This is a genomic window from Pseudomonas sp. BN505 (assembly GCF_029873175.1).
GTDB lineage: Bacteria > Pseudomonadota > Gammaproteobacteria > Pseudomonadales > Pseudomonadaceae > Aquipseudomonas > Aquipseudomonas putida.
Genome location: NZ_SSOI01000023.1, coordinates 1 through 22,269, shown reverse-complemented (window position 1 = coordinate 22,269; position 22,269 = coordinate 1). Strand labels below are relative to the sequence as shown.

The 22,269-nt window shown below is 64.5% G+C and carries 21 protein-coding genes; 13 read left to right on the top strand and 8 right to left on the bottom strand.

Annotation, left to right across the window (positions count from 1 at the left end):
• Nucleotides 1-218: 218 nt before the first annotated feature.
• Complete coding sequence (locus E8E78_RS04515; RefSeq protein ID WP_059394409.1) at nt 219-1,055, top strand: DUF6515 family protein; 837 nt, start codon at nt 219-221, stop codon at nt 1,053-1,055.
• Nucleotides 1,056-1,178: 123 nt separating this feature from the next.
• On the opposite strand, the gene E8E78_RS04510 is transcribed toward E8E78_RS04515, so the two are convergent.
• Nucleotides 1,179-2,048 carry a cation diffusion facilitator family transporter gene (locus E8E78_RS04510; protein ID WP_049276656.1) on the bottom strand — a complete coding sequence of 290 codons (870 nt, stop codon included), beginning with the start codon at nt 2,046-2,048 and terminating at the stop codon, nt 1,179-1,181.
• Between the two features lie 26 nt (nt 2,049-2,074).
• Nucleotides 2,075-2,494: a hypothetical protein gene (locus E8E78_RS04505; protein WP_016501777.1), complete on the bottom strand. Its 420-nt coding sequence runs from the start codon at nt 2,492-2,494 to the stop codon at nt 2,075-2,077.
• 117 nt (nt 2,495-2,611) lie between these two features.
• On the opposite strand from E8E78_RS04505, the gene hrpB reads away from it, so the two are divergent.
• Complete coding sequence (gene hrpB, locus E8E78_RS04500) at nt 2,612-5,140, top strand: ATP-dependent helicase HrpB (protein WP_280311949.1); 2,529 nt, start codon at nt 2,612-2,614, stop codon at nt 5,138-5,140.
• 36 nt (nt 5,141-5,176) lie between these two features.
• On the opposite strand, the gene E8E78_RS04495 is transcribed toward hrpB, so the two are convergent.
• Complete coding sequence (locus E8E78_RS04495; RefSeq protein ID WP_049275211.1) at nt 5,177-5,833, bottom strand: YciC family protein; 657 nt, start codon at nt 5,831-5,833, stop codon at nt 5,177-5,179.
• Between the two features lie 167 nt (nt 5,834-6,000).
• On the opposite strand from E8E78_RS04495, the gene E8E78_RS04490 reads away from it, so the two are divergent.
• From E8E78_RS04490 to E8E78_RS04470, 5 genes are all read left to right on the top strand, one after another.
• Entirely contained in the window at nt 6,001-6,765 is a 765-nt protein-coding gene (locus E8E78_RS04490) for a DUF2076 domain-containing protein (RefSeq protein ID WP_016501692.1), read from the top strand.
• 157 nt (nt 6,766-6,922) lie between these two features.
• Nucleotides 6,923-7,402 carry an NYN domain-containing protein gene (locus tag E8E78_RS04485; protein ID WP_016501691.1) on the top strand — a complete coding sequence of 160 codons (480 nt, stop codon included), beginning with the start codon at nt 6,923-6,925 and terminating at the stop codon, nt 7,400-7,402.
• 9 nt (nt 7,403-7,411) lie between these two features.
• Nucleotides 7,412-8,017, top strand: coding sequence for a 3'-5' exonuclease (locus E8E78_RS04480; RefSeq protein WP_049275210.1), 606 nt, complete (start codon nt 7,412-7,414; stop codon nt 8,015-8,017).
• A gap of 122 nt (nt 8,018-8,139) precedes the next feature.
• A complete protein-coding gene (gene yedA, locus E8E78_RS04475) occupies nt 8,140-9,060 on the top strand; it encodes a drug/metabolite exporter YedA (RefSeq protein ID WP_049275209.1) in 921 nt (306 codons plus the stop codon).
• Between the two features lie 55 nt (nt 9,061-9,115).
• Nucleotides 9,116-10,438 carry a DEAD/DEAH box helicase gene (locus E8E78_RS04470; RefSeq protein WP_049275208.1) on the top strand — a complete coding sequence of 441 codons (1,323 nt, stop codon included), beginning with the start codon at nt 9,116-9,118 and terminating at the stop codon, nt 10,436-10,438.
• Between the two features lie 35 nt (nt 10,439-10,473).
• Here E8E78_RS04470 and E8E78_RS04465 read toward each other — a convergent pair whose 3' ends face one another.
• From E8E78_RS04465 to E8E78_RS04455, 3 genes are all read right to left on the bottom strand, one after another.
• Complete coding sequence (locus E8E78_RS04465; RefSeq protein ID WP_280337093.1) at nt 10,474-11,715, bottom strand: TIGR03862 family flavoprotein; 1,242 nt, start codon at nt 11,713-11,715, stop codon at nt 10,474-10,476.
• Nucleotides 11,716-11,863: 148 nt separating this feature from the next.
• On the bottom strand, nt 11,864-12,778 hold the full coding sequence (locus tag E8E78_RS04460; protein ID WP_059394406.1) for a histone deacetylase: 915 nt from the start codon (nt 12,776-12,778) through the stop codon (nt 11,864-11,866).
• 182 nt (nt 12,779-12,960) lie between these two features.
• Nucleotides 12,961-13,647, bottom strand: a complete 687-nt coding sequence (locus E8E78_RS04455) for a histidine phosphatase family protein (protein WP_151326445.1) — start codon at nt 13,645-13,647, stop codon at nt 12,961-12,963.
• A 179-nt stretch (nt 13,648-13,826) separates the two neighbouring features.
• Here E8E78_RS04455 and E8E78_RS04450 point away from each other — a divergent pair, with 179 nt between their 5' ends.
• The 4 genes from E8E78_RS04450 to E8E78_RS04435 all read left to right on the top strand — a co-directional run bounded on the left by E8E78_RS04450 (nt 13,827) and on the right by E8E78_RS04435 (nt 17,091).
• The gene (locus E8E78_RS04450; protein ID WP_049274282.1) at nt 13,827-14,396 is read left to right on the top strand and encodes a GNAT family N-acetyltransferase; all 570 of its coding nucleotides are present in this window, start codon (nt 13,827-13,829) and stop codon (nt 14,394-14,396) included.
• 96 nt (nt 14,397-14,492) lie between these two features.
• Entirely contained in the window at nt 14,493-15,362 is an 870-nt protein-coding gene (tesB, locus tag E8E78_RS04445; protein WP_028614112.1) for an acyl-CoA thioesterase II, read from the top strand.
• Complete coding sequence (locus E8E78_RS04440; RefSeq protein ID WP_016501683.1) at nt 15,359-15,949, top strand: HAD family hydrolase; 591 nt, start codon at nt 15,359-15,361, stop codon at nt 15,947-15,949. Before tesB ends, E8E78_RS04440 begins: the two co-directional genes overlap by 4 nt.
• Nucleotides 15,950-16,080: 131 nt before the next feature.
• Nucleotides 16,081-17,091 (top strand): NAD(P)-dependent alcohol dehydrogenase, encoded by a 1,011-nt coding sequence (locus E8E78_RS04435; protein WP_049275024.1) that lies wholly within the window; start codon nt 16,081-16,083, stop codon nt 17,089-17,091.
• A 58-nt stretch (nt 17,092-17,149) separates the two neighbouring features.
• On the opposite strand, the gene E8E78_RS04430 is transcribed toward E8E78_RS04435, so the two are convergent.
• Nucleotides 17,150-17,851: a FadR/GntR family transcriptional regulator gene (locus E8E78_RS04430; protein WP_049275023.1), complete on the bottom strand. Its 702-nt coding sequence runs from the start codon at nt 17,849-17,851 to the stop codon at nt 17,150-17,152.
• 261 nt (nt 17,852-18,112) lie between these two features.
• Between E8E78_RS04430 and E8E78_RS04425 the strand changes: the two genes are divergently transcribed.
• Entirely contained in the window at nt 18,113-19,465 is a 1,353-nt protein-coding gene (locus E8E78_RS04425; protein ID WP_049275022.1) for an MFS transporter, read from the top strand.
• 19 nt (nt 19,466-19,484) lie between these two features.
• Nucleotides 19,485-20,840 (top strand): glucarate dehydratase, encoded by a 1,356-nt coding sequence (gudD, locus tag E8E78_RS04420; RefSeq protein ID WP_049275021.1) that lies wholly within the window; start codon nt 19,485-19,487, stop codon nt 20,838-20,840.
• A 171-nt stretch (nt 20,841-21,011) separates the two neighbouring features.
• Here the strand turns inward: gudD and E8E78_RS04415 are convergent, their stop codons facing one another.
• Complete coding sequence (locus E8E78_RS04415) at nt 21,012-22,007, bottom strand: IS110 family transposase (RefSeq protein WP_016497900.1); 996 nt, start codon at nt 22,005-22,007, stop codon at nt 21,012-21,014.
• Between the last annotated feature and the right edge of the window lie 262 nt (nt 22,008-22,269).

Below are 22,269 nucleotides of genomic sequence, written 5' to 3'. Positions count from 1 at the left end.
GCGGCCAGCCATCCAACAGGATGCACTCGGCCCCCGGGCTACACACCCTCCAGAAGACGGTGTGAGGTGAGCCGGCGCCACAAGTGCCGAGCACGGACGACAATTTCAGAAGGGAGGCCATGTGGCCTCCCTTTTTTCTGTCTGGAAATTTAATTGGCCTGTGGTGCCGTCACGGTAGACTGGCTCTAGTTGCCGTATTTTCTACCGTGAGGAACACCATGAAGTCGCGCATCTGGCAGTTGGCAGGTGTTGGTTTGCTGGGTTTGAGCATCAGCCTGGGGGCCTTGGCCGAAGGGCCGGGTGAGGGGCATGGCGAACGAGGCCAACAGGGGCAGGCAGAAGGCACGCCCGGCCGCTCATTGAACTCGCGCGACGAAGTGCGCCAGACCCAGCCGCCAAGGCAGGGTTACTACCAGGACATCCCCCGGCGCCACGGCGATAACCATCAATGGGAGGCTGGCGGCCCGGGGCAACGCCCCGGTGGCGACTGGCAGGGGCGCCCGGATGGCCACGGCAATGGTTGGGGGCCTGGGCCGCAGTATCGACCGGGTCACACTGTCGATCATTTCCCCGACCGCTACTGGAAAGTGCCCTACCGGGGGGCGGACTACTTCTACTCCGGTGGCTACTGGTATCGCCCCCATGGTGGCAGTTACATCGTCGTGACCCCGCCTTACGGCGTGCGGGTCAATTACCTGCCGCCCTATGCGCAGGAGGTCTGGCTGGGTGGGGCGATGTTCTTCCTGGTGGCCGACACCTATTACCAGTACCTGGCTGACAGCCAGGAATACGTGGTGGTCAACCCGCCCGTCGGCGCCCCTGCGCCTGTACCGGTGGCACCGGCAAACGGCGGGTATGACGTGGTGGCTTACCCGATGAACGGGCAGGGGCAACAGCAGCAGGAGCAGGACCGCTACCAGTGCCATCGCTGGGCGGTGAGCCAGTCGGGGTTCGACCCGGCGACGGCGACCTACGCACCGGCGGCCAATGTGCTCGACACCTATCGCCGGGCGCTGGGTGCCTGCTTCAGTGGCCGGGGTTACAGCATCAACTAAGCCAGACGTGCTGTCGGTCCCGGCCCTGTCGCCCGCAAGCCAGCTCCCACAGGTATTGCACATGCCGTCAGGCCGGTGCACCCCTGTGGGAGCTGGCTTGCCGGCGACAGGGCCCTTGTTAATTCACACCGGGTCGGCGTGCACCATCACATCCGCCAGTGGATAACGCTGGCGGATCACCCGCGAGGCCTCCACGCACAACCCATGCGCATCATGCAGCGGCAACTGCCCCGGCAGCTCCAGGTGCAGCTGCACGAACCACTGGTTGCCCGACACCCGCGTACGCAGGTCATGCACGCCTTTCACCCCGGGTATGGCCAACACCAGTGTGGTCATGTCCTCGCCAACATCACCGGGCAGCTCCTTGTCCATCAGGATCGCCGTACTCTCGCGGGCAATCTGCAAAGCGCTCCAGAGGATGTAGCAGGCAATGCCCAGGCCGAACAGTGCATCCAGTTGTGGCCAGCCAAAGCGTGCCAGCAACAGGGCCAGCAGAATGCTGCCGTTCAACAGCAGGTCCGAGCGGTAATGCAGGGAGTCGGCCCGCACTGCGGTGGAGCCGGTCAGGCGAATAACCTTGCGTTGCAGTGCCAGCAAGGCAAGGGTCAGCCCCAGCGATAACAGCATCACTGCAATGCCGACGCCGGTATCGCCCAAAGGTTGTGGCGTGTGCAGACGTTCGGCCGCCTGCACGCCGATCAGCACCGCACTGACGCCGATGAACAGCGCCTGCGCCATACCGGCCAAGGCTTCGGCCTTGCCATGGCCAAAACGATGGTCGTCGTCGGCCGGGCGCAAGGCGTAGTGCACGGCGAGCAGGTTGATGAACGAAGCGACAGCATCCAGTGCCGAGTCGGTCAACCCGGCCAGCAGGCTCACCGAGCCGCTCAGCCACCAGGCCAGCGCCTTGCTCAGCACCAGGATACTGGCCACCGCCAGTGAAGCGCGGGTGGCAAGGCGTAGCAGGCGCTGGTGTTCAGCCGAGGTGATCATCCGTGGTCCAGGTCCGTGAGTGGGTGTCAGGCTGCCGGCACCAGGCCCAGGCTGGCCAGCTGTTCGACACTGCCGCGGTGCTGGATCAGCCGTGGGTCGTTCAGCGGCAGGCGCTGGCCCAGTTCGCTTTCGATGATGGCCTGCAACTTCAGGTTGTCGACCTTGCCGTCGGGGCTGACCGCTTCTTGCAGCTTGGCCGGGTCGACCTGGGCGGTGCGGCCACCCGGGTAGTAGATGGCGCCAGTGGCGAAGTCGATGCCGAAGGCAATCAGCCCCGGGATGACGTAGAACAGAATGCCGATGGCGTCCATTGCGGCTACCACGGGGTCGATCTTGCCGCCGATCTGGCCGCGCCGGTCCGGGTAGAAAATGGTACCGCAGGCCGTCAGCTGGGTCAGCAAGGTGGCGATGAGGGCGCCGCCGATGACGCGGGATGGGATGCGCATGTAAATCTCCGAGAAGGTATTCAGCAGGGCAAGCGAAGCGCCTGCGCCTGAAGCTTAAGACCATGATAGAGCAGGCTGGGTTCGCCGTTATACTCGCCAGATTGTTCGAGGACCACCATGATTTCATTACCGATCGATGCCGTGCTGCCCGCTTTGCGCCAAGCCCTGGAAAAACGTGACGAAGCTGTGCTCGAAGCGCCACCCGGCGCCGGCAAGACCACCCGCGTGCCGCTGGCGCTGCTGAACGAGCCGTGGCTGGCCGGGCAGACCATCCTCATGCTCGAACCGCGGCGCCTGGCGGCGCGTGCGGCAGCCGAACGGCTGGCCAGTGAACTGGGCGAGCAGGTGGGTGAAACGGTGGGATACCGCATCCGCCTGGACAGCAAGGTCGGGCCGAAAACCCGTATCGAGGTGGTGACCGAAGGCATTCTTACCCGCCGCCTGCAAGCCGACCCGGCGCTGGAAGGCGTGGGCCTGCTGATCTTTGACGAATTCCACGAACGCAGCCTGGATGCCGACCTGGCCCTGGCGCTGAGCCTCAACGGCCGCGCGTTGCTGCGTGACGACCCACCGCTGAAGATCATGCTGATGTCGGCAACCCTGGAAGGCGAGCGCCTGTCGCGGCTGCTGGACGACGCCCCGGTGGTCAGCAGTGAGGGCCGCATGCACCCGGTGGACATCCGCTGGGGGCGGCCCTTCCAGCCGGGCGAGTTCATCGAGCCACGCGTTGTGGACAGCGTGCTGCAGGCGCTGGCCGACCAGACGGGCAGTGTGCTGGTGTTCTTGCCGGGCCAGGCCGAAATCCGCCGGGTGCACCAGAGCCTGCAGGAAGCACTGGGCGAGCGGCCGGAGATTCTGCTGTGCCCGCTGCATGGCGAACTTGACCTCAATGCCCAGCGTGCAGCCATCGACCCGGCACCCAAGGGCCAGCGCAAGGTGGTGCTGGCCACCAACATTGCCGAAACCAGCCTGACCATCGACGGCGTGCGCGTCGTGATCGACGCAGGCCTGGCCCGGATGCCGCGTTTTGACCCTGGCAGTGGCATGACCCGGCTGGATACCCAGCGTATCTCCCGCGCCAGCGCCACCCAGCGTGCCGGCCGTGCCGGCCGCCTGGAGCCGGGCGTGTGCTACCGGCTGTGGTCCGAAGCCCAGCATGACCAACTGGCTGCCCATGGCAGCGCCGAAATCCTCCAGGCCGACCTGGCAGGCCTGGCCTTGCAACTGGCGCGCTGGGGCGTCGCCCCGCATGAGTTGAGCTGGCTCGACCAACCGCCCAGCGCAGCGTTTACCCAGGCTCAGGACCTGCTGGCGCGCCTGGGGGCATTCAAACCGGGCAGCCGCGACAACCTCAGCGATCACGGCCAGGCCATGGCCGAGCTGCCGGCTCACCCACGCATCGCCCATTTGTTGCTGCGTGGTCAGGGCCTGGGGTTGGCCGCCATGGCCTGCGATGTGGCGGCGTTGCTCGGTGAGCGGGATATCCAGCGTGGCGGCGGTGCCGACCTGCACAGCCGGCTGGCCTTGGTCAGCGGCGAGAGCAAGGCCAGCCGTGGCGGCCAGGGTGGCGTGCAGCGCGCCCGGCAGCTTGCGCGCCAGTACCGTGGGCTGTTGCGCGGCAAGGCGGGGGCCGCCGTCGCCGACCCCGACCATCCGCGTTGGCTTGGCGCCTTGCTGGCGCTGGCCTATCCCGACCGGGTCGCGCAGCAGCGGCGTGCAGGGGGCGCCGAGTATCGCCTGGCCAACGGCCGTGCTGCCTTGTTCGGCGAGGTCGATGCGTTGATGAAGCACCCGTGGTTGGTGATCGCCGACCTGGGCAGCCGCCAGGGCCAGCGCGAAGAGCGCATCTACCTTGCGGCAGAATTTGACCCGGCGCTGCTTGATGATGTGCTGGCCGAGCAGGTCGAGCGTGTCGATCTACTCGACTGGGACGAGCGTGAGCAGGTGCTGCGTGCCGAACGCCAAACCAAAGTCGGTGAGCTGATACTAAGCCGTGAACCACTGGCGGGCCTGACTGACGAAGCGCGGGCCAAGGCGCTGCTTGGCCTGGTACGGCGCAAAGGCCTGAACCTGCTGACATGGACCCCGGAACTGCGCCAGTGGCAGGCGCGGGTGGCACTGTTGCGCCAGCTGGACCTGGACAGGGACGGGCAAAGCGAATGGCCCAACCTGGGTGACGAGGCGCTGCTCGCCAGCCTGGAAGACTGGTTGCAGCCCTACCTTGGCAAAGTGTCCCGGCTCAGCCACTTCAGCGCGCTGGACCTGCCGTCGCTGCTGCGCAACCTGCTGCCCTGGCCGCTGCCGCAACGCCTGGAAGAACAGGCCCCCGCGCATCTGGCCGTGCCGTCCGGCTCGAATATCCGCCTGGACTACAGCGAAACCCCGCCGATTCTCGCCGTGCGCCTGCAAGAACTGTTCGGCCTGGCCGATACCCCGCGCATCGCCAATGGCCGGCAGCAGGTCAAGTTGCACCTGCTGTCGCCGGCACGCCGACCGGTGCAGGTCACCCAGGACCTGGCCAACTTCTGGCGCACGACCTATGCCGAAGTGAAGAAAGACCTGAAAGGGCGGTACCCCAAGCATTACTGGCCGGACGACCCTCTGGTGGCCGAAGCTACGGCGCGGGCCAAGGCTCGGGGTACCTGATTACGGTGCTGCCTGGCCGAAACGCGGGCCTGGGCATCACGCCCCGGCTTCGCCCTCCAGCAGCATGAACAGGCGGTACAGCACCACGGTGCTGAACAACTGCAGGAAGCCGCTGAGGCTGTCCATGGCCAGCTCCATGCCCGGCGATGGCTCGGGGAAGGCCATCAGCAACAGCCCGTCGATCAGCCAGATTGGTGCCAGCACGGCCACCACGCAAATCATGATGCGCATGAAGTGCCCGGTGGTCATGCGTGCGCTTTCGCGCATTGCCTGCACCACCGGCAGGCCGCGCAGCACCAGCAGGTACTCGGCGAACACCAGGTTGATCATGATCCACACGCCCGGGAAGATGAACAGCGCCAGGCCAGCCATGATCAGCAGCGAGCTGATCAGTATCAGCAGGGCCAGTTGCGGCCATAGCTGCAGGGCGCGGGCGAACAGGTCGCGCTTGCCGATGTCCTGGCCGTTGCTGCGCGTGTGCAGGTAAAGAATCAGTGCCGCGCTGTACAGCGGGTAGAACAGCAGGCTGACCAGCATGCCGTAGGCCGGCGAGGCCTGGTCGCCCATCTGCCGGTACAGCAGCTGGGTGATCAGGGCCTCCAGCACCACCAACGGCAGGCACAGCTGGAGAATGCTCGGCAGGTGGCGGCGGAAGAAGTACAGGGAGTCGCGCAGAACGCTCAGCGGATTCATCAGTCAACATCGCATGGCAGTAAAATCAGGGGCATAACTTTAGCCCAAAGCGGGCGTGGGGCTGTCACTTGCTGAAAAAAGTTTCACGGCGCCAGTGATTGAATCCCGTGCCGCTACACCCCATCTTTGACGCTGTCCGTTGTCCCGCTACCCCACGAGGTCGCCCCATGAACACTGAAGAACAAACCCTGATCGACGGCCTGTTCGGCCGTATCAGGCAAGCCGAAGACCCAAGCCAGCCGCGTGACGCGCAGGCCCAGGCGTGCATCGAGCAACACCTGCGCCAGCAGCCGGCGGCGCCTTACTACATGGCCCAGGCGATTTTGGTGCAGGAGGCGGCAATCAAGCGCCTCGACGAGCAGAACAAGCAGTTGGAGGCCGAGCTGAAGCAGGCCCGCGCTCAGGCCGAGGCGGCACAGGCCGGTACCGGCGCACCGGGCAGCGGCGGTGGTGGCTTCTTGTCCAGCATCTTTGGCTCGGGCGGGCGCAATGCGGCCCCGGCTGTGCAGCCTCAGCGCCCTTCGGCGCCGCCTGCAGCATCCGGTGGTGGCTGGCGCGAGCCGTCGGCACCGGGCTTCTCGCAGGCTCAGCCGCAACCGCAGCAGCCAGGCTTTGGCGCTGCGCCGGCGCGCGGCGGTGCCAGCAGCTTCCTCGGTGGGGCCATGCAGACCGCAGCCGGTGTGGCCGGTGGTGTGTTGCTGGCCCAGGGCATCAGCAGCCTGTTCAACCACAATTCACAGCCCGAGGAAGTGGTCGAGGTAATCAAGGAAGAGCCAGCACCGGCCAGCGACAGCGGTGGCTGGAACGACCAGGGCGGGCAGCAGCAAGTGGCTGACAACGGTGGTTGGGGCAGTGACCAGGGCGGTTATGCCGACACCGATTACGGCAGCGACGATGGCGGGTTCTTCTCGGACGACGATTCGTACGTCTGACAGGTCTGGCATACTGCAGGCAATTTTGGGGGCGCTTTGCGCCTTCGCGCGCACGCCCGCTCCCACGGTGACCTGTACGACACCTGTGGGAGCGGGCGTGCCCGCGAAGGGCTGCGCAGCAGCCCCCGGTATTCCAGGCCAGACATGAGGTTCCCAGGTGAAAAAGATCGCGCTGTTCGCCGATGTGCAGAACCTCTACTACACCGTGCGCCAGGCCCACGGCTGCCATTTCAACTACACCGCGTTGTGGGCCGACGTCAGCCGTGAAGGCGAAATTGTCGAAGCGGTGGCCTATGCCATCGACCGTGGCGACAGCAAGCAACAGCAGTTCCAGCAGATTTTGCGCAACCTGGGTTTCGATGTGCGCCTCAAGCCTTTCATCCAGCGCAGCGATGGCTCGGCCAAAGGGGACTGGGATGTGGGTATTACCCTGGATGTGATCGATGCGGCCAGCCGGGTCGACCAGGTGGTGCTGGCCTCTGGCGATGGCGACTTCGACCTGCTGCTGGAACGGGTGATCCAGCGCCACGGTACAGAGGCCGTGGTGTATGGCGTGCCTGGGCTTACCGCATTGTCGCTGATCCGTGCGGCCACCCGTTATGTGCCCATCGAGGGTAAGCTGTTGCTCAAACATTGAGGCCCCTTCATGGAACGTATTGCTGTCATCGACTTTGAAACTACCGGCATCAGCCCTGGCGCCGGCTGCCGCGCCACCGAAGTGGCAGTGGTGATGCTGGAAGGCGGGCGTATCGTCGAGCGCTACCAGAGCCTGATGAACGCTGGCGTGCCGGTACCGGCCTTCGTCGCCGGGCTGACCGGGATTACCACCGCCATGCTGCGCAGCGCACCACCGGTGGACAAGGTGATGAACGAAGTGGCCGAGTTTGTCGGCGACACCCCGCTGCTGGCGCACAACGCGGCGTTTGACCAGAAGTTCTGGGACTACGAACTGAGTCGCATCGGCCGTAGCCGCAGCCAGTCGTTCGCCTGCTCCCTGCTGTTGTCGCGGCGCCTGCTGCCGATGGCGCCGAACCACAAGCTGGGCACCCTGACCCGCTGGGCCGGCCTGCCGGACACCGGTACCGCGCACCGGGCCATGGCCGATGCCGAGATGGCCGCCAACCTGCTGCAGCACCTGGTGGGCGAACTGCGCCAGGCCCACGGTATTCAGCAACTGTCCCATGGCCTGCTTTGCCGTCTGCAGAAAGTGCCTGCCGCAAAGGTACGTGAAACCCTGGCCAAGTTCCGCTAAGGCTACTGTCCAAACCGTGCGCACCAAAAGTGTGCCGCTCATTTGAGCCCGTTCTGTAACGTAACTCCACCCAGGCAGGCCGTTAAACTGAATCACCCGTAAACGGATTTCGAGTTTTTCCCATGCCTGCCGCCCGTCGCTTCCCGTTGCTGCTCATTGGTGCTTTCCTGGCCTTGTACCTGGTCTGGGGCTCTACCTACCTGTTCATTCGTATTGGCGTGGAGAGCTGGCCGCCGATGCTCATGGCTGGTGTGCGCTTCGTGATTGCTGGGGGGCTGCTGTACGGTTTTCTGCGCTGGCGCGGTGCGCCGGCGCCGACCTGGGCGCAGTGGCGGGCGGCAGGGGCAATCGGCTTTCTGCTGCTCAGCTGTGGCAACGGTGGTGTGACCGTGGCCGAACATGCCGGGGTGGCATCGGGCGTGGCGGCGCTGGCGGTGGCGACAGTGCCCTTGTTCACCTTGTTGTTCGGCTTGTTGTTCGGGCACCGCAACTCGCGGCTGGAGTGGGCGGGGATTGCCCTGGGGCTGTTGGGTATCGGCCTGCTGAACCTGGGTTCCAACTTGCAGGCAAGCCCGATGGGTGCGGCCCTGATCATTTTCGCGGCGGCGTCGTGGGCGTTCGGCTCGGTGTGGAGCAAGAGCTTGCCATTGCCCCAGGGGCCGATGGCCAGCGCGGCGGAAATGCTGGTGGGTGGCGCGGCGCTGTTGCTGGGCAGCGTGCTGTCTGGGGAGCGTATGACGCAGATGCCGACCGCGGCCGGCTGGGGTGCGTTGGCCTACCTGGTGTTCTTTGGCTCGATCCTGGCGTTCAGCGCCTACATGTACCTGCTCAAGAACGTACGCCCGGCGGCGGCCACCAGCTATGCCTACGTCAACCCGGCGGTTGCCGTGCTGCTGGGCATCGTCTTTGCCGGCGAACAGATTGGCGCAGAGGAGTGCGTGGCCATGGCGGTGATTATCGGTGCGGTGGTGCTGATCGGCCTGCCACAGTGGCGCAAGGCACCTGCGCCTACGCAGCCGCTGGAAGGCGAAATCTGCAAGTAGGACGGGGTGATGCGGTAAACTTGCCGCCTTCGCTGAACCCCCTGACGGTATTGCCATGAATTTCGCCAAACTCGGCCTGATCGAACCGCTGCTGCGCACCCTGCAGCAGCTGGACTACACCACCCCGACCCCGGTGCAGGCCAAGGCCATCCCCGCCGTGCTGGCCGGCCGCGACCTGATGGCCGCAGCCCAGACCGGCACCGGCAAGACCGCAGGCTTTGCCCTGCCCGTGCTGCAGCGCCTGGCGCTGGAGGGCGAGAAGGTGGCCAGCAACTCGATCCGCGCGCTGGTGCTGGTGCCAACGCGCGAGCTGGCCGAGCAAGTGCACAACAACGTGCGCGAGTACGCCGAGAACCTGCCGCTGAGCACTTACGCGGTGTACGGCGGCGTCAGCATCAACCCGCAGATGATGCGCCTGCGCCGTGGCGTCGACCTGTTGGTGGCCACCCCGGGCCGCTTGCTCGATCTGTTCCGGCAAAACGCGGTCAAGTTCAACCAGGTGCAGACCCTGGTGCTGGACGAAGCCGACCGCATGCTCGACCTGGGCTTTGCCGAAGAACTGCAATCGGTGTACGCCGCGCTGCCCCGCAAGCGCCAGACGCTGTTGTTTTCCGCCACGTTCTCTGACCAGATTCGCGTGCTGGCCGGGCTGGCCCTGAACGACCCGATCAGTATCGAAGTGAGCCCGCGCAACGCCACCGCGACCAGCGTCAAGCAGTGGCTGGTACCTGTGGACAAGAAGCGCAAGGAAGACCTGTTCTGCCACCTGCTGCGCAAGCAGCGCTGGACGCAGGTGCTGGTGTTTGCCAAGACCCGTAATGGTGTCGACCAGCTGGTGGCGCGCTTGCTGGCCGAAGGCGTGAACGCCGACGGCATCCACGGTGACCGCCCGCAGGCCACCCGCCAGCGTGCGCTGGACAGCTTCAAGGCCCGCGAGATTCAGGTGCTGGTGGCAACCGACGTGGCGGCCCGTGGCCTGGATATCGACGACCTGCCGCTGGTGGTCAACCTCGACCTGCCGATCGTTGCCGAAGATTACGTGCACCGCATCGGCCGTACCGGGCGGGCGGGTAACAAAGGCGAGGCGATTTCGCTGGTGTGCGCGGATGAAGTGCAGTTGCTGGGGGCTATCGAAGTGCTTACCCGGCAGACGCTGCCACGTCATGAAGAGCCGGATTTCATCCCCGATCACCGGGTGCCGATGACCGACGCCAGTGGCCAGGTGATCAAGAAGCCGAAGAAACCCAAAAAGCCGAAAGAGAACAGCGCCAAGCGCGGGCTGGGGCGCTGGATGGAGAGTGGGGATCCGGAGCCTGCTGTGAAGGCGGTGCGCAAGGTGCCGAGCTTCAATGGTGGGCCGCGTAAGCGTAAGCCTTGAGATTTTTGGGGCCGCAGAGCGGCCCCAAAAATCTGTCAGGAAACCCGCGTGACCCAATCCGCCGCCGCCCGCCCGGCGCGCAACCCGCTGGCGAAGCAAGCCGTCAGCAGATACCCCCCGGTCGGCGCCTCCCAGTCCAGCATCTCGCCGGCACAGAACACCCCCGGCATGCCCTTGACCATCAACCCCTCATCCAGCCCCTCGAAGCGTACCCCGCCGGCACTGCTGATTGCTTCATCCAGTGGCCGCGTACGCACCAATGTGATCGGCAATGCCTTGATCGCCCGCGCCAGCACCAGTGGGTCGGCAAAGCTCGCCTGATCGGTCAGCTCGCGCAGCAGCGCCGCCTTCACGCCATCAATGCCCAGCTGGCTGTGCAGATGCTTGGCCATGGAGCGTGAACCGCGTGGCTTGGCCAGTGCCTGGGCAATCTTGTCCACAGGCTTGTCCGGCAGCAGGTCGAGCAGCAATACCCCTCGGCCTTCGCGGTTGATGGCCTCGCGTACCGGCGCCGACCAGGCATACACCAGGCTGCCTTCCACACCTTGGGCAGTGAGGATAAACTCGCCCTTGCGCGGTGCACTGCCCGGTATGCTGAGGGCAATGTTCTTCAACGGCGCGCCGGCGAACTTGTCCTTCAGCAACGCGCTCCAGCCTTCCACCTCAAACCCGCAGTTGCTGGGCTGCAAAGGCGAGATATCCACAGCCCGTTCGGCCAGCAATGGCTGCCAGGCGCCATCCGAACCAAGCCGCGCCCAACTGCCGCCACCCAGCGCCAGTACCACGACTGCAGCCTTCACCGCGCGCTCGCCCTGTGGATAAGCGATCCGCAAGGCACCGTCGGCGTTCCAGTCCAACCAGCGGTGGCGGGTGTGGATAACTACCCCGCTGTCCCGCAGGCGCTTGAGCCAGGCGCGCAGCAATGGCGCGGCCTTCATGTCGGTGGGGAACACCCGCCCCGAGGTGCCGACGAAAGTTTCGATGCCCAGGCCGTGAATCCACTGGCGCAAGGCGTCGGCGTCGAAGTCGCGCAGCAGCGCATCGACTTCGCCCTGGCGCTCGGCATAGCGTGAAACGAACGCTGGGTATGGCTCGGAGTGGGTGATGTTCATGCCGCCAACCCCCGCGAGCAGGAACTTGCGCCCTACCGAAGGCATGGCGTCGAACACCTCGACCGCCAGGCCTGCCTGGGCCAGCGCTTCGGCGGCCATGAGGCCGGCGGGGCCGCCGCCGATAACGACGGCGAGGGGAGGGGAGGCGGGGTTTAGATCGGGCATGGTGGGCAGCAGGCTGTGGAAAAGATGCGCATTCTAGCGCAGCGCTGCCCATGCAGGCACTGGTCAAAAAACGATCAGAGTTCTGCAGGCCTTGTGTGCAAAGGGCTACAGCGCCTTTCCCGCAGGTTATCCACAAGCGGTTCCACAGTCATTGTGAACAACCGATGACGCGTGCCGCGCTGTGGTGCAGGATGCCATGGCGCCTGGCCAACGCTTCGCGGTCCTTGCTGTAGCCGCCGCCGATTACGCCAACCACCGGGATGTCACGGCCCAGGCAATGGCGCAGCACCGCTTCGTCACGGGCTGCCAGGCCGGCGTCAGTCAGTTGCAGGTAGCCCAGAGAGTCGTCCTTGTGCACATCGACGCCGGCGTCATACAGCACCAGGTCGGGTTGATAGAGCGGCAGCAGGTAGTTGAGGGTGTCGTCCACCACCTTCAGGTAGGCCGCATCGCCCATGCCACGAGGCAGGGGAATGTCCCAATCGCTCTGCGCCTTGCGGGCCGGGAAATTCTGTTCACAATGCAACGACACGGTTATGGCTTCGGGGGTGTCATGCAGGATGCGCGCGGTGCCGTCACCCTGGTGCACATCGCAATCGAAGATCAGTACCCGGTGTACCCGGCCAGCCTCCAGCAGGTAGCGGCTGATCACGGCCAGGTCGTTGAAGATGCAGAAGCCGGCGGGGTGGTCGTAATGGGCATGGTGGGTGCCACCGGCGAGGTGGCAGGCGATGCCATGTTGCAGCGCCATCTCGGCGGTCAGCAGCGAGCCACCCACTGCCCGCACCGTTCGCCGGGCCAGGGCTTCGCTCCAGGGCAGGCCGAGGCGACGCTGGTCCTCGCGAGACAGGTCGCCGTTCATGTAGCGCTCGATGTAGCCACGGTCGTGGGCCAGGGCGAGGATGTCGTTGGGGCAGATGTCCGGGCGCAGCAATGCCTGGTCGGTGGTCAGCCCGCTGTCGACCAGGTGGTCATGCAGCAGGCGGAACTTGTCCATCGGGAAGCGGTGTTCGGCGGGGAACTCCGGGCTGTAGTCTTCGTGGTAGATCAGCGGCAACGGCATGGATGGGGTCGCAATCAGGGCCAGTGCTGATCTTGCCATGGCCGGGGCCGCTTTGCTGCCCAATCGCCTGTAGGAGCAGCCTTGTGCTGCGAAAGGGCCGGTATGACAAACAGGTTTCTGTGGCAGTAATGGCCTCTTCGCAGCACAAGGCTGCTCCTACAAGGGAATTGTGATTACCTGCATCACTTGGCGGTGCTGGCCAGTACCCGTTGCCAGTCAGGTTCGTTCAGTCGCCCGAGGATGCGTGCCTTGCCATTGCCATCCACCGACACGAACAGGGCGCTGGCATAGCCACTCTGGCGCTCGCCACCGGTAACGTTCTGCCGGCGGGCGAAGTGGTCGATGCAGCCGTTGTGGGTCACCAGCACCAGGTTGTGGCCGGGGCGCTTGCGTGACAGTGCTTCACTGGCGAACTGGCTGTCACAGCCTTCCAGCCAATCCTCGCTGGCAACCGCCTGGCCGAGGATGAAGTGCGCGGTTTGCCGGGTGCGCAGCTTCGGGCTGCTGAGCATGTCGGCGTTGTTCAGGCCCAGTTGGTGCAGCCCCTGGCCAACGCGGCCAGCGGCCTGGCTGCCGGCCACGGTGATGCCGGTGGGGTCGTCCAGGCAGGGCCCGGGGGCGCTGTCGCAGCGTTCTGCGTGGCGGATCATCACGATCACAGCCCCGTCGGCCCAGTCCTGCAACAGGCCGCTGTCACTCAGTTGTTGCTCGTTACCAAGGTCCACGATGTGCGTCCTCGTCGCCAGCCAGGTGGTCAACGCCGCCACGACCATGCACAGGCCAAGGGCGGCACCGAGGGCCTTGCGTGACAGGCGTCGCTTGCGCCGGGCATGAATGGCAGGGTGCCCCAGGGTGTTGCTCGATAGCATGGGTTGCTCCGTTGGCAGTGCCGCGGCTGGCGCGGAGGTGGATGGCGGCATCCTGCCAAGCGGCCTGTCGGGAGCCGGTGAAGGGCGTGTGAAAATTGCATTCGGCTGCTGCCGGTTGGGTGAAACCCGCGCCCGCGCCTACGCTGTAAACTGCAAGGCGGTAAACCGGAGCAGGCCCCATGACCCCCATTCTCCAACTGGAAAGCGCACGGCTGGTGCTGCGCCAATGGCATGACGATGATTTGCGCGAGTTCGCCGCGCTGTGTGCCGACCCCCAGGTGATGCGCTACTTTCCGGCGCCGCTGACGCGCGTTGAGGCGGCTGCGTTGATCGGCCGTGTGCGCGGTCATTTCAATGAGTACGGCTTTGGCCTGTGGGCGCTGGAGCGCAAGGACAGCGGCGCGTTCATCGGCATGACCGGGTTGCTCAATGTCAACTTCGAGGCACCCTTTGCCCCGGCGGTGGAGATCGGCTGGCGCCTGGCACGTCGCCACTGGGGCCTGGGCTTTGCCAGTGAGGCGGCGTGGACCTGCCTACGTTGTGCTTTCGCCCAATTGCGCCTGGAAGAAGTGGTGTCGTTCACTAGCGAGAGCAACCTGCCGTCGCAGAAGGTGATGCAAGCCATCGGCATGCAGCAGGACCTGAACGGCAGCTTCGAACACCCCCGCCTGGCCGAGGGCCACCCGCTGCGCCCGCACGTGCTGTACCGCATCGACCGCGCACACTGGGAGCGCACCCTGCGCGCCTGAATGCACGGCCATGCCCGGCGCGAATGACAAACCCTGTATCATTTGCCTTCATAACGAGCGCTGTAGAGACGTGTTGCCTTGCGAGGAGAACCCCCAATGAGTCATGTGTTGGACGACCTGGTCGACCTGTTGAGCCTCGAATCCATCGAGGAGAACCTGTTCCGTGGGCGTAGCCAGGACCTGGGCTTCCGCCAGCTGTACGGTGGGCAAGTGCTGGGCCAGTCCTTGTCGGCGGCCAGCCAGACGGTCGAGGACGCCCGCCATGTGCATTCGTTGCACGGCTACTTCCTGCGCCCGGGTGATGCCAGCCTGCCGGTGGTGTACTCGGTGGACCGCGTGCGCGATGGCGGCAGCTTCAGCACCCGGCGGGTAACGGCGATCCAGAAGGGCCAGACCATCTTCACCTGCAGCGCGTCGTTCCAGTACGACGAGGAAGGGTTCGAGCACCAGGCGCAAATGCCTGACGTGGTCGGCCCGGAAAACCTGCCCACCGAGGTGGAGCTGGCCCGCGCCATGGCCGACCAGTTGCCCGAGCGTATTCGCGACAAAGTGCTGTGCGCCAAGCCGATCGAGATCCGCCCGGTCACCGAGCGCGACCCGTTCAACCCCAAGCCTGGCGACCCGGTGAAGTACGCCTGGTTCCGCGCCGACGGCAACCTGCCCGACGTCCCCGCCCTGCACAAGTACCTGCTGGCCTATGCCTCGGACTTCGGCCTGCTGACCACGGCGTTGCTGCCCCATGGCAAGTCGGTGTGGCAGCGCGACATGCAGATCGCCAGCCTCGACCATTCGCTGTGGTTCCATGGCAACCTGCGCGCCGACGAGTGGCTGCTGTATGCAACCGACAGCCCTTGGGCCGGGAATTCCCGCGGTTTCTGCCGCGGCAGCATCTTCAACCAGGCCGGGCAACTGGTGGCATCGTCGAGCCAGGAAGGCCTGATTCGCCATCGCAAGGACTGGGCATGAGCCTGGGCGAGGTACGCAACTGGGTGTTCGATATGGACGGCACCCTCACCGTGGCCGTGCATGATTTCGACGCTATTCGCGTGGCGTTGGACATCCCCGCCGAGCACGACATCCTCACTCACCTGGCGGCCTTGCCCGCAGAGGTATCGGCAGCCAAGCATGCCTGGTTGCTGGAGCATGAACGCGATTTGGCAGTTGCCTCCACGGCGGCCACCGGCGCGGTGGAGCTGGTACGCGAGCTGGCCGGGCGCGGGTGTCGGCTGGGTATTCTGACGCGCAATGCCCGCGAGCTGGCGCATGTGACGCTGGAGGCCATCGGCCTGGCAGACTGCTTCCCGGTGGAGCACATTCTGGGGCGTGACGAAGCGGCGCCCAAGCCGAGCCCGGACGGGCTACTGAAGATCGCCAGTGCCTGGGGCGTGGCGCCAAGCGAGCTGGTAATGGTGGGGGATTACCGGTTTGACCTGGACTGTGGGCGTGCTGCAGGCGCACGCACGGTGCTGGTGAATCTGCCGGATAACCCATGGCCGGAACTGGTGGATTGGCATGCGGCCGATTGCCGGGCACTGAAGGTGATGCTGGGCTGATTCTTGTGTCGGCAACGCGGGCCTCTTCGCGGGCATGCCCGCTCCCACAAGTATTGTGCAAGTCTCAGGTCTGTGGGGCCGGACCTGTCTATGCTCAACCCCATTCTTTCCTCTGATACGGAGACCCACCCATGACCAGCAAGGCCATCTACGTACAACCCGGCGGCGGCTACGACAAGGTCGAGGTCGGCACCAGCGAGGCCCAGGCCCCCAAGGCCGGCGAAATCACCGTGCGCCTGCACGCCAGCTCCCTCAACTACCATGACTTTGCCGTGGTCAGCGGCATGTGGGGCCCGAGCGAGCGGCGTATCCCCATGGCCGATGGTGCTGGCGAAGTGGTTGCGGTGGGCGAAGGCGTCAGCGAGTTCCAGGTCGGCGACGATGTGGTCAGCACCTTCTTCCCCGACTGGCTCGACGGCCAGGCCAATGTCGAGGGCTTTGCCCGGGTGCCCGGTGACGGCCTCGACGGCTATGCCCGCGAACAGGTGACCGCCCGCGCCACCGCGTTCACCCTGGCGCCCAAAGGCTTCAGCCATGCCGAAGCCGCTACCCTGACCACCGCTGGCCTTACCGCCTGGCGTGCGCTGATGAGCGACGACCACCTCAAGCCTGGCGACACGGTGCTGGTGCAGGGCACCGGTGGTGTGTCGATCTTCGCCCTGCAGTTTGCCAAGCTGGCTGGCGCCACGGTGATCGCCACATCGTCGAGCGACGCCAAGCTGGAGCGCCTGAAAGCGTTGGGCGCCGATCACCTGATCAACTACAAGAGCACCCCGGCCTGGGGCGAGAAAGTGCGCGCGCTCACCGGCAACCGCGGGGTCGACCATGTGATCGAAGTGGGCGGCCCGGCGACGCTGGAGCAATCGATGATTGCCGCGCGCATCGGTGGGCATGTGTCGCTGATCGGCATCCTTACCGGCGTGGCCGGTCAGCTGCCGCTGGTGCAGGCGCTGGTGCGGCAGATTCGCCTGCAAGGTGTGCTGGTGGGCAGCCGCGCCCAGCAGCAGGCGATGGTGCGCGCGATCGATGCCAACGGCCTGAGGCCGGTGGTGGACAAGCACTTCGAACTGGAGCAGATCGTCGAGGCGTTCCGCTACCAGGAAAGCAACCGGCATTTCGGCAAGATCTGCCTGACCTGGTAATGCCCATACGCGGTACCTGTGGGAGCGGGCGTGCCCGCGAAGGGCTGCGCATCGGCCCCTAGTCCGGCAGCAAACGGTCGCGGCTGTTGGACAGGTGCAGGCAGACCGCCGCCCGCGCTGCGTCCGGGTCTTGCCGGCGGATGGCATTGAGGATTGCCTCATGCTCCAGGTTGGCCAGGTACGCCTGCCGCGCCAGCTTCGCCCCGCCGCGTTCGGCCAGGGCCATGCGGTTGCGCGGGATCAGGCTGTTGCCCAGATGCAGCAGCATTTCGGTGAAGTACAGGTTGCCGGTGGCCTCGGCAATCAGCAGGTGGAAACGTCGGTCGGCCTCGATGCAGCTGTCGCCGGCGGCTGCCAGGTCCTGATAGTCATCCAGCGCCTGGCGCATGCGCACCAGGTGCCCCTCGTCACGGCGCAGCGCAGCCAGGGCGGCGGCCTGGCCTTCCAGGCCAATGCGCAGCTCCAGCAGGTCGCGCACATTCGCCGCGCTTTCCGCCGCGATGCGCAGCCCGGCCTGGGCCTGGCGCTCCATCACGAAGGTACCGATACCGTGGCGCGGCTCCACCAGCCCGGAAGCCTGCAACTTGGACAAGGCTTCACGCACCACCGTGCGACTGACCCCGTGCTCGCGCACCAGCGTGTTCTCTGAAGGCAACTTGTCGCCCGGCTTGAAGGTGCCCAGCAAAATCTGCTGGGTCAGGCTGGAGACCAGGTCATGGGCGCGGCTGTGGCCGCGTTTGCGGGCGTGTTCGGGTTCCATGGTGTGATCCGTTTCGCGCTGTACTTGTACGACAAGTTAATCCATAAAATTATTTTTTGCCGATTTTTTCTGCCTCCAAGCTGGCATTTGACTTCTGTACTTTTGAAAGATCGCAGCATATTGGCATTGTGACAGCTTGTATTTTGCCATTTTGCCGACACTGTTGATATTGTCGTACAACCTCGTCGCGAATATGCTCATCCCCACTGCCATGTCAGACAACCAAGACCCGCACAAAAACAATTAGTGGGAGATTCGCACGTGAACGACACCCTCGCTCCGTCTGCCCGGAATGACGGCGACGCCCTGGCCAGTGCTGTAGCCAAGGTCAAGCGCCATGTCCTGCCGCTGTTCGTCATCATGTTCATCGTCAACTACCTCGACCGCGTCAATATCGGTTTCATCCGCCCGCACCTGGAAAGCGATCTGGGCATCAGCGCCGCAGCCTACGGCTTTGGCGCCGGCTTGTTCTTCATCGGCTACGCGTTGTTCGAAGTGCCTTCGAACATGCTGCTGCAAAAAGTGGGGGCGCGGCTTTGGCTGACCCGCATCATGTTCACCTGGGGGCTGGTGGCCACGGCCATGGCCTTTGTGCAGAACGAAACCCAGTTCTACGTGCTGCGCTTTCTGCTGGGTGTTGCCGAGGCGGGCTTCTTCCCCGGCGTGATCTACTACTTCACCCGCTGGCTGCCAGGCGCCGAGCGCGGCAAGGCGATTGCCATCTTCCTCAGCGGTTCGGCGCTGGCTTCGCTGATTTCCGGGCCGCTGGCCGGGGCGTTGATGCAGATCCAGGGCCTGGGCATGCATGGCTGGCAGTGGATGCTGTTCATCGAAGGCATGGCCTCGGTCGCCTTGTGTTTCTTCGTGTTTTTCTGGCTGGACTCCAAGCCGCACGATGCCAAGTGGTTGAGCCAGGCCGAGCAGGACGCGCTGGTGGCCACCATCGACCGCGAGCAGCGTGAGCGCGAAGCCGTGGGTACGGTCAAGGCTTCGGCCTGGAGCCTGCTCAAGGACCGCCAGATCGTGCTGTTCTGCGTGATCTACTTCTGCATCCAGTTGACCATCTACGCTGCCACCTTCTGGCTGCCCAGCATCATCAAGCGCATGGGTGACCTCAGCGACCTGCAGGTCGGCTTCTTCAACTCGATCCCGTGGCTGATCTCGATCCTGGCCATGTACGCCTTTGCCGCCGGCTCCGCGCGCTGGAAGTTCCAGCAGGCTTGGGTGGCCGGTGCCCTGGTGGTCGCCGCCATCGGCATGTTCATGTCCACCACCGGTGGCCCGGTGTTCGCCTTTGTCGCCGTGTGCTTTGCGGCCATCGGTTTCAAGTCGGCATCGTCACTGTTCTGGCCGATCCCGCAGGGTTACCTGGATGCCCGCATCGCGGCGGCAGTGATCGCCCTGATCAACTCGGTCGGCAACCTCGGGGGCTTTGTTGCCCCCACCACCTTCGGCCTGCTGGAGCAGCAGACCGGCTCGATCCAGGGTGGGCTTTATGGCCTGGCCGTGACCTCGGTGCTGGCGGCCATTGCCATCTTCTTCGTACGCATTCGCCCAAAGGGCGCCCCTTCCGATGACCTCAAGGCCCCCTCGGCCCTGGGCCAGACCCACTGAATACTGCGAGACAATAATCATGAATATGCAGACCAATCCCGCCGTTCATACCAGCACCCCGGTGGTCACCGACCTGCGGGTGATCCCCGTGGCCGGCCATGACAGCATGCTGCTGAATCTCAGTGGCGCCCATGGCCCGTATTTCACCCGCAACGTGGTGGTGCTGCGCGACAGCGCTGGCAATACCGGGCTGGGCGAGGTGCCTGGCGGTGAACAGATTCGCCAGACCCTGGAAGACGCCCGCAGCCTGGTGGTCGGCCAGCCGGTCGGCCACTACCAGCGCGTGCTCAATGCCATGCGCCAGGCCTTCGCCAGCCGTGACTCGGCGGGCCGTGGCCTGCAAACCTTCGACCTGCGGATTACCGTGCATGCGGTAACGGCCATCGAGTCGGCGCTGCTCGACTTGCTTGGCCAGCACCTCAACGTGCCCATGGCGGCCCTGCTAGGCGAGGGGCAGCAGCGCGATGCGGTGAAGATGCTGGGTTACCTGTTCTACATCGGCGATCGTCAGCAGACCGACCTGGCCTACCGCAACGAAGCCGACGCTGATGACGACTGGTTCCGCGTGCGCCACGAAAAGGCCCTGACCCCCGAGGCGGTGGTGCGCCTGGCCGAGGCGGCCGAGCAGCGCTATGGCTTCAGCGACTTCAAGCTCAAGGGCGGCGTGCTGCGTGGCGAGGCGGAGATGGAAGCCGTGACGGCGCTGGCCGAGCGCTTCCCTGAAGCGCGAATCACGCTTGATCCCAACGGCGCCTGGTCACTGAAAGAGGCCATTGCCCTGTGTCGCGACAAGCATCACGTGCTGGCCTATGCCGAAGACCCCTGCGGCGCCGAGAACGGTTACTCGGGCCGTGAGGTGATGGCCGAGTTCCGCCGTGCCACCGGCCTGCGCACCGCCACCAACATGATTGCCACCGACTGGCGGCAGATGGGCCATGCGATCCAGTCGCAGGCAGTGGATATTCCGCTGGCCGACCCGCACTTCTGGACCTTGCAGGGTTCGGTGCGGGTGGCGCAGATGTGCAATGACTGGGGGCTGACCTGGGGTTCGCATTCGAACAACCACTTCGACATTTCGCTGGCGATGTTCACCCAGGTGGCGGCTGCGGCACCGGGCGAGATCACCGCAATCGACACCCACTGGATCTGGCAGGACGGCCAGCGCCTTACCCGTGAACCGCTGCGCATAGTGGACGGGCACGTGCGGGTACCGGCCCGGCCGGGGCTGGGGGTGGAACTGGATGAGGACCAGTTGGCCAAGGCCCATGAGTGCTACCGCAACATGGGGTTGGGGGCGCGGGATGACAGCGTGGCGATGCAGTTTCTGATTCCGGGCTGGCGCTTCGATAACAAGCGGCCTTGCCTGGTGCGTTGAGGCGATTGCAGGTGCAGTGTGTGCAGAGAGAGCCCTGGGTGACCGGGGCTTTTTTGTGGGTGGCTGAAAATACCTGGGCCTGTGCTGGCCTCTTCGCAGCACAAGGCTGCTCCTACAGGTACCCCGCTGCCGTTGAGACTAGTGCGGTCCCTGTAGATACTCTGTTGGCGGTCAAGCTTTTCTAAGGTGTTCAGAGCTGAAAAGCTTGGCCGTATCAAATGGTTCATCGCCGCGCATGCATGCCCATATGCCTGTCAGGTACTTGCGCATGACAGCGGCGATCGCTTGCATTTTTTTCTTCCCCCTGCTGACCAGCGATTCATAAAAGGCCTTCGCGTAAGGATCGCAGCGCACCGCCGTCAGCGCCGGCATGTACATGGCCGCCCGTAAATAGGCATTCCCGCTTTTGCCGAGCCGACCAGGTTTATCAATGCTTGTCCCCGACTGTGTCTGTCGAACATCTAGACCAGCATGACGAGCGACCTGAGAGGACTTGAGCATTTGAGGAAGGGTGGTCAGCTCAGCCAAGGCAGCAAGTGCCGAGACTTCTCCCATTCCCGGGCCCGCTAGTAACTGCTTGTACTGCCGGTTAAGCGTCGGACACTGAGCGATCAACTCACGTCCGGCTTTGCGGAAACGCTCAATGCGATTGTCCAAAGTGGCAATCGCTTCCTCTTGATCTTCGATCAGCATCGACACGGTCGTAGCGGTCGCCTGCAATGCATGCAGCTCATTCTTCGCCCTGGTGCGGTGCCCGACCAGACGATTGATGTGCCGGCCAAGAGCCCTCAGCTCAAGCTGTACGGAGCTTGGCGGTGTCCACAAGCGCGGTGTCATACGTTCACCGTACTCGGACAGCAACTGAGCATCTATCGAGTCAGTTTTACTGTTCACCAGCATCAGCTTGGCGAAATTATGGAAGCTCTTGGGGTTGATCACCGAAACAGGAAGGTCCGCAGCATGCAGCTCAAGGGCCAGGTCCAGGTAATAGATTCCGGTCGCCTCCATCACGATCGACTTGGGCTTGAGCGCCTGCAGCTTTTTCACCGCTGCCTTACGACCAGCAGGGGTTTGAGCGATATCCCACTGTCCAGCGGGACGCCCATCTTTACGCACCCCAACGATCGACGTACGAGAACCAATATCCAGGCCCACACAGACATTCATTCTTCCCACTCCCAAGCGAGTTAGGTAACAATGGCCTCCGGTTCCCCGACCTCGAACTTCATGCCGCTGCAACCTTGTAATGCGAAGTCCGACTTGTCGGCTTCTCGATACTCTTCGTAGTGGGCAATGAGGCGGGGGGCCTCTCTACAGACAAGGTCAGGGGCAAACCCTGCCTTCAGGAGCGATCGGCCTCCCCGGAAGTGCTTCTATAGCCTGACGAGAATAACCTCTCTCATCAGGCTAGGCACAACATACAAGGAGC